Here is an 11,868-nt window from a genome sequence, read left to right on the forward strand (position 1 = left end):
CTCCATCCGGGCTACGGCGCTGAAACGCGCAGTTTCATGGCCGGTGAATGGCCGCAGCCAGGTAGCCCGGATGAAGCGCAGCGAGAATCCGGGGTGGCGATGCTTCAACGTGCTAGTTCGGTATCACGACCCCGGATTCCCGGCTCTGCCTCCATCCGGGCTACGGCGCTGAAACGCGCAGTTTCATGGCCGGTGAATGGCCGCAGCCAGGTAGCCCGGATGAAGCGCAGCGAGAATCCGGGGTGACCATGCTTCAACGTGCTAGTTCGGTATCGCGACCCCGGATTCCCGGCTTTGCCTCCATCCGGACTACGTCGCTGTTGATTTCAGACAGGTGGGTGTATCAAGGCGGGGTCACCCCGGGTTCGAGTCGCAAGGTGATTCAAACCTCGAATCAGGGCGAAACCGGTTTTGTTGGTCTAGAGTAAATCTGCCCGCCAACCGGGCGAAACCACGTCGAATCTGATCCCTGCGCACCGGGTTTCCGGGGCAATCACACAAGGCTAGCGGTGCTGCTTGTCTGGAGGGCCTGTGAGCCTGATCCTGATCATTGATCCTCAGCCATTGCTCCGCCAGGCCTTACGAACCCTGCTCACCACAGCGGGGCACGAGGTGGTGGCGGAAGCGGACAACAGCCGTGACGCCCTGACGCAGTGTCGCCAGCAGAAACCCGCCCTTGTTATTCTGGAATTGAGCCTGCCCGGCGTGGGTGGCCTGGAGGTCATCCAGCGGCTGAAGAAACAGCAAGACGGGCTGAAAATCCTCGTTTACTCCGAACAGCACGCAGAGCATTTCGCGGCGCGCAGCCTTGCCGCCGGGGCCAGTGGCTTCGTCAGCAAGTTTGATGCGGTAGATACACTGCGTACGGCCGTGGAGATGGTGTTGCACGGCAAGACCTGGTTTACCCATGAGGTGTTTGAATCCCCCCGTGAAGATGAACTGGGCCAGCTTTCCCCGCGTGAATTGATGGTGTTGCAGTTGCTGACGCGCGGCATGTCCAACAATGAAGTCGCGGAACAGTTGGCGCTGAGCTTCAAAACAGTCAGTACCTACAAAACCCGCTTGCTGACCAAGTTGCACGCCGCCTCGCTCGTTGAACTGGTCGAAATCGCGCAGCGCAACGGGCTGAATCTGCACGCCGACGGAGCGGTTGAAATGATGCGGGTGGATGCCGCCACGCAGCGTGAGTTGCACATGCTGCGAACCATGATCGAAAACGCGCCGATCCCCATGTTTGTGCGCGATGTCGAAGGCCGGATTCTGCTGGCCAACCGCAGCCTGCTGGACTTTCACCATATCTCGAACGACCAGGCCTATATGAAGCGGATCGGTGAGTCCGAGTGGCTTACTCCTGAACGCCGGGCGCTGCTTCAGCAGCGTTACAACGAAGCGGTGGTGATCGGGTCGTCGTTCGTCACCGACTTTTTGATTGAGTCCTCCGGGGTTCCGATCTCGGTGCGCGGCTGGTTTGTGCCGTTTCGCGGGGAAGACGGTCGCATCATGGGCGTGGTCGGCGGGTTCATTGATCAATCCACGCAAGACGACATGCTCAAACGCCTGCGCGATGCCAAAGAGCAGGCCGCCGCAGAGAGCCACCAAAAGAGTGCCTTGTTGATCAATCTAAGCCGGGCGATCCGCTTGTCCTTGCAAGACATTGATCAGCACCTTGGCATCGCGAATGCCGCCAGCGGTGATGTCGCACAAGAGGCGCTTCTCCACGCGGGCGAGACCAATCAGATGCTCATGAACACGCTGGATGAACTGCTGCTTTATGACGTCAGTGCCGTGGTGCTGCAGCCGACCACGGTCGATGTCGCGCAACTCACCCGATCCGTGATCGACGCGCGACCGGGTGATAGCACACCGCCGGTGTTTGACCCGTCTGCGGTGACGCAGCCCCAGGTCTGGGTGGATTCCCGCCGTTATGGTCAGATCGTGGCGGGCTTGCTGGCGGGTATCGACGGTGGAACGATCAAGCTGGCAACTCTTACCCAGGCCAGCGGAATGGTGACGGTACGGTTGCAACTGGATGCGGCTGACGTCATTCCCGGAACGACGGAAGTCTCTGCCCGCCGCACCCTTGGCCTTGCCATCTGCAGGGCGGTGGTGGGCTTGATGAAGGGCCAGTTCACGCAGATTGGGCGACGGATTGAAATTGAGTTGCAGTTGCCGGCGGCATTGGGCCACGCCTGAGCCCAGACCGATGTGAACAGTCCGGCAAGGCGCGGCAAACTCCTATAGCGACCTCGGAACACTCGGATATTTCTGAGTTCAGGCACGGCACAGACTGCCCAGCATCATCATTTGCTGGACTTGCCGTCATGAACCGCTTTTTTCGCACGATCTGGAATGCCACTCACAATGCCTGGGTTGCCGTAGCCGAAAATGCCAGTGCACACGGCAAGCCGGCCAAACAAGCCGCAGTGGGCGAACATCTGCACTTGCCGCGCGGCGTATGGGCGATGGGCTACGGGCTGGTGCTGGCGCTGGCCAGCGCAGATGCCCTGGCCGTGGCTACGGTCGAACTGACTGACGGCGATAGCAAAACCATCATGGGTGGCTACAAGGACCAGGCCAAAGCCGGTGGCGCCGCGCCGGATGCCACGCAAGTAGTCGAAAACTATCTGTTTACTGGCGGCACGCTGGATGTGACCGGTGGGTACTACCGCGCCACCGGTAAATTCACGGTGGCAGAAGGGCAATACGGCAAGATCACCGGCGGCAGCGGCACGGGGCTGCCTTCGTATTTTCCGACCCTGCCGGCACTGGATGTCGCACCCTCAAAATCCGGTGCCATGTTCTTGCTGTATGACCCCAGAGAACCCGGCGGCCAGTTGGTGCTGGAAAAAAACGCCACGCTGGAAATCGCCTTCAATTATGAAGGCCGCAACTATGTCGCGATCACCAACAACGGCAACTTTGATTACAACTACACGCCGGTGGTGTTTGGTGAAAACAGCCATATCAAACTGACTGGCGGGACGTTCCGCTACGACCCATATCGCCATGACACGGATGTCAAACTGTCCAATTTCATCTTCAACGGCGGCTGGCTGTCGACTCGCGGCGGCGACGATATTATCACCGCCGATGAAAACAACCAGGCCATCGGCAAGATTGAAATGGGCATGGGCTCGGACACCTTCATCATCCCCGAAGGTGTTTCGATTACCGCACTGCGGATCAATGGCCAGCCCGTCAGCGAAGTGCGCATGTACGAATTTGCCGATACCCAGGACAAAGGCACGGGCGCTCTGACCGGCAATATGGCGGAAGGCACCGGCCAGAACCCCAGCGATACGGTGCAAATCCGCGCCAATGCGTCGTCAACCGACATCGTCTACAACTTTGGCTACTACAACGATGTCATGACCCTGGCCGACGGGGCGCAACTTATTGGCGGCAAGGTCAGCATGGGTAACGGCCCGGACACGTTCACCGCCACGGCCGCAACGCTGGATGGCGTATCAATCAAGCTGGATGACGGCGACGACACGCTGAACCTGACCGGCACCACGCTGCAAGGCGGCGTGGCTATGGATCTGGGCAATGGCAATGACACGGCCAATTTGCGCGATCTCTCGCTGAATCTGGCCAACGCATCCAGCCTGCTGCTGGGGGCCGGCAACGACACCGCCAATCTCACCAACGTGCGCATTTCCGGCAGCGCCGGGGCCGATTCGATCACCTTTGGCGCGGGGGCCGACACCCTGAACCTCACCCGCGTCAACGTGGATCAGGCCAGCATCGGCATGACCAGTGGCGCCAATATGGTCAACGTGCTGGCGGATGCCAGCGGTGGCACCACCGTGGTGACCGACAGCCTGAACTTCACCAGTGCCGACAAGCTCAGCACGCTGCGCGTTCAGGATGGCGCCACCCTGGCGCTGGATGACGCCAGCGTGGGCTTTGCCGGGAAAATCCAGATCAACGCGGGCGGCACGCTGGCCGGCACTGGCGCGGTGACTTCGACCAACGGGGTCGTGCTGGATGGCACCTTGCAGGTGGGCGACGGCGCGAGCGATGGCGCGCTCAGCGTGAGCGATAGCGGCCGCATCGACGCCAACAACGGCGCACTGATCACCGGCAGCGGCACATTGTCCTCCAGCGGCATCACGCTCAATGGGGGCGTCAATGCCAGCATCGCAGCGAGCCGTGCGCTGGTTTACAACGACGGGCTGGCAGGCAGCGGCAGCTTGCACAAGGCGGGAGCAGGCACGCTCGCACTGGGCGCAGCCAACAGCTACAGCGGTGGCAGCAACGTGGATGCCGGCACCTTGCGGCTCACCCACCAGAATGCCGCTGGCACCGGCGCGGTGGCGCTGGCCGGCAACGGCACCGTTGCGCTGGATTTCTCCGGCACCAACGGTCTCTACGACGCCGACTTTGCCAACAACCTCACTGGCAGCGGCAATGCGGTGGTCAGCGGGCACGATATCAATATTGCTGGCGACAACAGCGCGTTTGCCGGTCAATGGCAGATCAACAACGCGGCCAGCATGCAGGTGCGCGCGAGTCTGCAGCACCTGGGCACGGCCGGTATTGCGCTGGATGGCACGCTGAATGTGGCGCCCACAAACAGCGGTTTTACCCTGAACAACAATTTGACGGGTCAGGGAACCATCGTCGCAAAAATGGGCACGGGTCACGACGCGTTCAATTTTGGCGCTAACACCGGTAACGCCTTCGCGGGCACGCTGGATATGGGCCAGGGCACCCTGGCACTGCAAGACGACAACACCAGGGCGCTGACCAACGCCACCTTGCTGGTCGATCAGGGCAGTGTGGTGACGGTAGGCGACGGCGAACAAACCATTGGCCGGCTCACCTTTAACGGCGGGACCACCATTTTCAACGCCACGGTACCCGACGCCACGGTGGCCCAGAGCACCATCAACACCACGCATCTGGATGCAAGCGGTACCGGCACGGTGGGCATCACGGTGCCAGTCCCCTACGCACCCAGCCCGATTGATACGCCCGAGACCACCAATCTGCTGCAACAGGATGACGGCGAGATCGGCGTGCAACTGGTCAAGGCCACGACCGTCAACGGTTACGGCGGTGCGCTCACGCTACAAGACCAGAACGGCAATGGGGTGGGCGGCAGCCAAATGCTGGAGATCGCCCAACAGGATCAGATTGTCGCCCTGGGAACCTACGGCTACCGGTTGACCACCGAGCCCGGCGACGGGCTTTACGTCAACTACGGCCTGACCCAACTGGATCTGCAACAAGGCCAGACCCTGACGCTGGCACAAAACACCGGGGCGACCGGGGCAGCGGCGGATATGTCCGCGCAGATCATCGGCGCCGGCAATCTGGCGATCAATGCCAGAGACAGCGTTGTTTCGCTGTCCAACGCCAACAATCGCTATGAAGGTGAAACCTCGGTGCAAAGCGGCACGCTCCGGCTCGAAGCCAACCATGCGCTGGGCCAGACCCGCCAGTTGAATATGGCGGATGCGACCAGGACTGATCTCAATGGCACAAGCCAGACGATTGGCGCGCTGCAGGGTGCGGCGGGGTCGACGCTGGATTTCAACGGCGGGGCACTGGGCATCGATCACGGTGGCACCTCGCAAGGCGCGTTGACGGGGGCGGGTGAGTTGCGGGCATGGGGCGGCACGCTGGATGTGCACGGCGCCAACCCGGGCCTGGCGGTCAGCACCCATATTGCCGATGGCGCTACGGTACGGCTGGATCATGTACAAGGCCTGGGCAGCGGCAAGATCAGCGACCTTGGCACGCTGCAACTCACGGGCGCCACCGGCGATCTGGTCAATATGCTGGATGGCACCGGTGCGGTCAGTCTGACCAATGCGGCGGATGTCACCCTGGCGGCCAACAACCGTGTTTTCTCTGGCCAGTTTGCGACGGCCACGGGCACGCAACTGACGGCCTCCAGCGCCGACAATCTGGGCACTGCCCGCGTGAGTAACAGCGGTACGCTCAACCTGAATGTGAATCAGGACTGGGCGCTGGCCAACGCCGTGGAAGGCGCGGGCACGGTGGTCAAGAATGGCCCGGCGACGCTGTCCGTGAACACCGCGCAAGCCTGGAGCGGTAACACCGAGGTCAACGGCGGGACGTTGTTTGTCGGCAGTGCGGGCCAACTGGCCAGTGCCAACGTCAATGTCGCCCCGGTCGCCAGGCTGGGTGGTTACGGCACGGTGCAAGGCACAGTGAACAACCAGGGTGGCGTCCTGGTCGGCAGCGCCGCGCAAGCGGGTGGTCCGGTCGGTGCGTTCAACATCGGTGGCGATCTGCACAACGCCGGCACCGTGACACTGGCCGGCGCCAATGCCCAACCCGGCAATACCCTGAAAATTGCCGGTAACTACGTCGGTCAACCCGGCAGCACGCTGATTTTCAGTACGACGCTGGGTGACGATCATTCCATCACTGACCGCATGGAAGTCACCGGGAACACTTCGGGCAGCAGCCACGTTGCGGTCAAAAACGCCAACGGCGCCGGCGCGCTGACCCACCGCGGGATTGAACTGATCCGGGTGGACGGCCAGTCTGACGGGCAATTTGCGCTACAAGGCCGTGCGGTGGGCGGCGCCTATGAATACAAGCTCATCCAGGGTTCTGATGACGCTGCGGATGGCAACTGGTATTTGCGCTCGCAAAAAGATGCAACCGAGGATGGGGGCGCTAACCGGCCAACTGATCCCGGGCCATCCGATCGATCTGCGGTCGTCGATCAGGCTTTTACCACACCGGTTTTTCGTCCGGAGCCGGGGGCCTACCTGGCCAACCAGTCGGCCGTCAAAGGCTGGCAAATGCAGACCCTGCGTGATCGGGTCGGTGAATCGTACTTTGACCAGAACACCGCCGCGCCTCGTGGTGCGTGGGCCCGGGTGACGGGTGATCGCACCGACAGCAAGGCCGGTCAGGGTGAACTGAGCCAAACCGGTTCACGGTATTTGCTGCAGGTGGGGAGCGAACTTGCGCGCTGGGACAGGGAGAACGGCCAGCGGGCGCACCTTGGTGCCATGGTCAGTGCCGGTACCGCTGCAACCGACGTCAGCGCGGATGGCAACCAGGCCCGCGCCCGGGGCGAAGTAAGCGGCGTCAGCGTCGGCGTGTATGGCACCTGGTTTGGCAACGCGGCAGAGCACAAGGGGCCGTATGTGGATACCTGGCTGCAATATGGTCACTTTGATAACAAAGTCAGCGCCGATGCCTATGCCACGCAGTCATACCTGTCCAGGGCGTTGTCTGCTTCGGTGGAGGCCGGGTACGACCTGCCTGTGCACGAAGGGGAGGGCCAGCAAGTGGTGGCGACACCGCAAGCGCAACTGGTCTACACCCACTACCGCGCCGGCAACGTCGTGGATGCCGCAGGCACCCGCATCAGCGCTCAGAACAGTGGTCAGCTTGATACCCGGCTGGGTGTGCGGATTTATCAACGGCACACCGTGGATGACGGCAGCAACCGCGTGCAGCCGTTTGTGGAAGCCAACTGGTTGCATGGCAATCATGCCGACACCGTGAGCTTTGATGGCCAGACCATCACCACCGACACGCCTGCCAGCCGGGGTGAACTGAAAGCGGGTCTGGAAGCCCGTCTGGATCGGGATACGACCGCCTGGGCACAAGGCCATGGCCAATGGGCTACCGACTTCAGCAGCTACGGCGCGCTTGGTGGTCTGAAAATCCGTTGGTAACGCCGGCCATCATGGTGGATCAATCACTCCGCCGTGATGCCCCCGCACGCACGAAAAAAGAGGTTCGCAATGAGAAAATGTTTTGAATGTCTGGCCGCCAGCGTCTCGGTCATGAATAACTGTCTGGTTAACGTTGAAGTGGTCGCCAAAGACAATGCGCCAGACTTATGGGCTGTATCCTGGGTGTGTCAGCACGGCGTGGTCTCCCTGACGACCGAGATCGCGGGTGACTACAAAGCGGCGCAGGACCACGCGGCGTTGCTCCGGCGTCGTCGGCAACGGTTGCAATGACAGCGCGGGTGCCGGTGGTCCGCCGGGCACTGCAACGCACCATGAATTTTATTTGACTTGGGCAATCATGTCTGTCAGCTTGATTGCAAATTACAAACAGCTCAGTCACGTCGGCTTGGTGGGGGTGATCATGACGTTGCAGGAGGGGGTGACATTGATGGATGAAATCACGCGAATCAACCTGGAGCATGCTGAAAAGGCGTTGATTGCAACTTCAATTGCATTTCGTGAAGCCAAAGATCGAGTGCAGCTTGGAGAAGCGACGGACGATGAAGTATGGCCGTTGTTTGATGCCCGCAAGCTGGCCTATGCCAAATGGCGGGCAATTGCAGACCCCCTGGTGGCACAAGGCGTTCCGCTTTCGGCGGAAGTGCTGAAAATACTGCAAGAACATCGTCGGTAGGTGTGGGTGGGTTTGTCTTTTCAGTATGCCTAGCACCTTGGAAAACACGTCAATCAGCGCTCCCGCTGGCAAAGCGAACAACGCACCACGCGCCGGTGTTGCGTTGTTATGGCTCGGTCAGGGCGAGCAGGATATCGGCATACCAGGTGACATTGAGCCCCAGCTTTTCGTCCTCGACCAGATCGCGTGAGCCGACGTCAATGCGGGACGAATGCACGCCCAGCAGTAACCAGGGAAAATCATCATCGGGCAACGCATTGCCGGTGACACGCAGCACCACCGGTGCGCCACTGGTGCCCCGGTGGGTGCGGCCGTCGGTCAAAAAATAGCCTTTGCCCTGAAAACGCAGCCCGAACGCGGAGGCGATGATGGCATGCCGTACCACCGGCATATGGTGCAAGGTATCGTGAAAACCGAGAGGAAACCCCACCACCAGCACAGAACTGCCCACGGTGATCTGGTTTTGCAGGTTAAACAGATGCGCTGGCGTGAAAGCGCGGTAGATCATTCCGGCAGGCAGTGCCGCTTGTTCCAGCTCAATCACCGCCACATCCACTTCGCCCGCTGAATCCGTCCCCTGGCGCCAGATGGCAACGCCGTTGCGGTACAGCGGAATAGAAAACCCCGTGGATCGGGTCAGGTTGACCGGGTCAGTATGCAGCTCGATTTCAATCCGGTCGGGAAAGTGGCTGCTGGGCTCATCAATCACGACGTGGCGGCTGGTCACCAGATACAAGCGTCCACCGCGTGCAAAGAAAAAACCGCTCGCATTGGTCAGCGGCAACTGCTGTTGAAAGGTGTTCAGCCGTGCCGCTGCAAGCAATAACGAATCCGTCATGAGGGATACCTCCGCAAAGCACCAGACTAATCTGTTCTGGCCCGGCACGATATCGCTGACGTGAGCAGCACGCCGTCGCCCGGAACGTGATCATGCTGCGTGTACCGTCGCACAGAAGAGTATGAAGACGACGCGCGCACGTGGGTCTTTCCCTCTCTACCGGAAAAAAACCGGCCCGCGCGCTATGCGCCGCGATTGGGAGGCGTCTGATATATCGAGTAAGCCTGAGACCGCATACTTTGCGGTTTTTCCCTTTGGCTACCGACATGGTTGTGTTTGCTTTTCATTCGTCCGCGCGTTCGTCTGGCTTTTGTGCTGGCAGGGTTCTGAGAGCCGTGGCGGCAAGCAGCGCGCTTTGCCTGCTGGCGGCGTGTAGCTCATTCTCGTCATCCATGTACTCGGAAACCGCCGTCGCTGGCGCTGGTGTGGCAGGTGCTGCCGTTGCCGCCAAGGTCACCACCAACGCGACGGTGGCGACCGGCATTGGCCTGATCGCCGTTGCTGGCGCGCGCCAGGGGGTGCAGTACTCGCAACGCACGCTGCATCGCGATCAACAACTGAATATTGCCGCTGTGGCCGGCCCGTTGAAACCCGGCGCGGTTGCGCCCTGGACCTGGAGCCCCTCTGTGCCGCTGGAACCCGCCGCCGACGGGCGGGTGACCGTCAGCCGTATCGTCAGTAGCGGGGAACTCAATTGCAAGGAAATCGTATTTTCCGTGATTGAGCACGACACCGGCGTGACCTCGCCAGAGGCGTTCTACGTTTCCACCATCTGTAAAACCGCTACCCGCTGGGAGTGGGCGGCGGCAGAACCCGCTACCGGTCGTTGGGGGAGTTTGCAATGAACCCGCGCCTGGCTGTGAAAAGCGGGGGCCTGCTGTTGCTGCTGCTGTCGCTACAAGGCTGCCAGATGGCAGGCTCGCTCTCGGGCGCGGCGGCGGCGTTATCCATGAGCGCCATTACCGCCAACCCGGCCGCCGGGGTGGCCATTGGCCTGGCGGTTCAGGCGGGCGTCGACGAAGCATCAAAAAATGTGACGCGGCGTTTGCACAAAGATCAGCAAGAGCAGATTGCCGCAGTGGTCGGCGAAAGTCCGGTAGGGCAAACCCACCCTTGGCAGGTGAATCACGTCTTGCCGATTGAGAACGGCGCAGGGCAGGTGCGCGTACTGGTCCAGACCGAGAACGCGCTGGCGACGTGCAAGACATTCCTGTTTACCGATACGCCGCCAGGCCCGGAAACGCAGTGGTTCCATGGTGTGGCTTGCCGCAATCCCACCACCCGGCAGTGGCAATGGGCACTGGCCGAGCCCGCAGTCGGCCGCTGGGGTAACTTGCAGTAAGCGCCCCGCACACCGTAGCCCGGATGAAGCGCAGCGAGAATCCGGGGTAGCGAAGCCGGCAAGCACAAGGCCCCGGTGTGGCTGCTATGCACCGGATGCAGGGCATCGATATTGCGAATGGTGTCATCCCGGATTGCCGCTCAGGCCGGTAAGCGCCGCGCTGCTGGCCGTTTTTTCAGTAACCGGTTACGCATACGCCGATGAAATTGTCATGGCGGTGCCGCCATTGCATACCGCTGCCATGGCTGTGGAATTCAACCCGGATTTCTTGTCCGGCAGTGGCGCAGCCAGCCGGCCGGATATCAGCCGGTTTAACAAAGGCAACCCGGCGCTGCCAGGCCAATATCGGGCAGACTTGTATGTGAATAACGTTTGGGTCGGCAAGACCAATGTGACTCTGCGTGAAGTGGACAAAGGTAGTGGCAACGTCCAGCCCGCGTTTGATAAAGACCTGCTGCAACGCATTGGTGTAGATGTCAGCCGTCTGCCGGAAGCTTCGGTCAAGCAACTGGCCACGGCAGATGAAGCTTCCGTCCTGCTTTTGCCAGATCTGGTGCCCTCGGCCACCGCCACGTTTGATATGGGCGAACAACGTCTGGATGTCAGCGTGCCGCAGGCCTATACCAGCCGCACTATTGCGGGCTGGGTAGACCCCAAAGAATGGGATGACCTGACCTTATTGCGCCGCAGTTCCTTGTTGCAGCAAACCGTGGCGCTGAGCGAGGAATTGGCCCTGGATGAAGCCAGCCAGCTACGCCTTTCCCAAAATCTCCACCTGTTGCAAGAGCTGGATAAAACCGTGGAAGACGTGATCAACGAGCATCTCACCCAGCTCTATGCCACCCGCGATGGGCTGGCCTTGTTCCTGACCCTGCTGGAAGAAACCGGGCAACTGGCCCTGCCCAGCCGGGGCGTGAGCGGCATGCTGATGCCGTGGTTTGATGATCTGGATGAGGCCTGCCGCGGGATCGCGGCCTTGTTCTAAGCCCAAGGGGCCACGCCAGACGTGGCCTTTTTTATGCCCGCGCCGCCGCCATTTCGCCGCACGCCGGTTTAAGCAGGATCGGCAGATTGCCGAGCAATAAACGATGTATTTCACCGTTCCACACGCCCCTGCCTGGCGAAAGCGCCTTCAACGGCCCGGAACGTTGAAATACAGGCTGTACTTTTCGGCTGGCTGAACCAGCAGCTAACAGGCCAGGTTTTTATATACAGAAAAGGCCGTCACTTGGCTGCTTTACCATTCCTTTTGCCGGCCTTCGATTGGCAGTGAGTCAGTAGCAAATGATTGGTGGGGTTGAATCCAGGCGCCTGGCAA

At 60.8% G+C, this 11,868-nt stretch carries 9 protein-coding genes; 8 read left to right on the plus strand and 1 reads right to left on the minus strand.

Annotated features, from left to right (window positions below):
• From HNQ50_RS21845 to HNQ50_RS00615, 5 genes are all read left to right on the plus strand, one after another.
• A partial coding sequence (locus HNQ50_RS21845; protein ID WP_221302929.1) for a hypothetical protein occupies window positions 1-246 on the plus strand: 246 nt, incomplete at its 5' end.
• A 285-nt stretch (window positions 247-531) separates the two neighbouring features.
• The gene (locus HNQ50_RS00600; protein WP_184096495.1) at window positions 532-2,193 is read left to right on the plus strand and encodes a response regulator; all 1,662 of its coding nucleotides are present in this window, start codon (window positions 532-534) and stop codon (window positions 2,191-2,193) included.
• Window positions 2,194-2,321: 128 nt separating this feature from the next.
• Window positions 2,322-7,676: an autotransporter outer membrane beta-barrel domain-containing protein gene (locus tag HNQ50_RS00605; protein ID WP_184096497.1), complete on the plus strand. Its 5,355-nt coding sequence runs from the start codon at window positions 2,322-2,324 to the stop codon at window positions 7,674-7,676.
• A gap of 69 nt (window positions 7,677-7,745) precedes the next feature.
• Window positions 7,746-7,967 (plus strand): hypothetical protein, encoded by a 222-nt coding sequence (locus HNQ50_RS00610; protein WP_184096499.1) that lies wholly within the window; start codon window positions 7,746-7,748, stop codon window positions 7,965-7,967.
• Window positions 7,968-8,034: 67 nt separating this feature from the next.
• Window positions 8,035-8,370: a hypothetical protein gene (locus tag HNQ50_RS00615; protein WP_184096501.1), complete on the plus strand. Its 336-nt coding sequence runs from the start codon at window positions 8,035-8,037 to the stop codon at window positions 8,368-8,370.
• 106 nt (window positions 8,371-8,476) lie between these two features.
• Here HNQ50_RS00615 and HNQ50_RS00620 read toward each other — a convergent pair whose 3' ends face one another.
• Window positions 8,477-9,208, minus strand: a complete 732-nt coding sequence (locus HNQ50_RS00620) for a S1 family peptidase (RefSeq protein ID WP_184096503.1) — start codon at window positions 9,206-9,208, stop codon at window positions 8,477-8,479.
• A 335-nt stretch (window positions 9,209-9,543) separates the two neighbouring features.
• On the opposite strand from HNQ50_RS00620, the gene HNQ50_RS00625 reads away from it, so the two are divergent.
• From HNQ50_RS00625 to HNQ50_RS00635, 3 genes are all read left to right on the plus strand, one after another.
• Window positions 9,544-10,053: a hypothetical protein gene (locus HNQ50_RS00625; protein WP_221302930.1), complete on the plus strand. Its 510-nt coding sequence runs from the start codon at window positions 9,544-9,546 to the stop codon at window positions 10,051-10,053.
• On the plus strand, window positions 10,050-10,550 hold the full coding sequence (locus HNQ50_RS00630; protein ID WP_184096507.1) for a hypothetical protein: 501 nt from the start codon (window positions 10,050-10,052) through the stop codon (window positions 10,548-10,550). Before HNQ50_RS00625 ends, HNQ50_RS00630 begins: the two co-directional genes overlap by 4 nt.
• 211 nt (window positions 10,551-10,761) lie before the next feature.
• Window positions 10,762-11,535, plus strand: a complete 774-nt coding sequence (locus tag HNQ50_RS00635) for a FimD/PapC N-terminal domain-containing protein (protein WP_221302931.1) — start codon at window positions 10,762-10,764, stop codon at window positions 11,533-11,535.
• Window positions 11,536-11,868 lie beyond the last annotated feature (333 nt).

This window comes from Silvimonas terrae, assembly GCF_014202765.1.
Classification (GTDB): Bacteria; Pseudomonadota; Gammaproteobacteria; order Burkholderiales; family Chitinibacteraceae; genus Silvimonas; species Silvimonas terrae.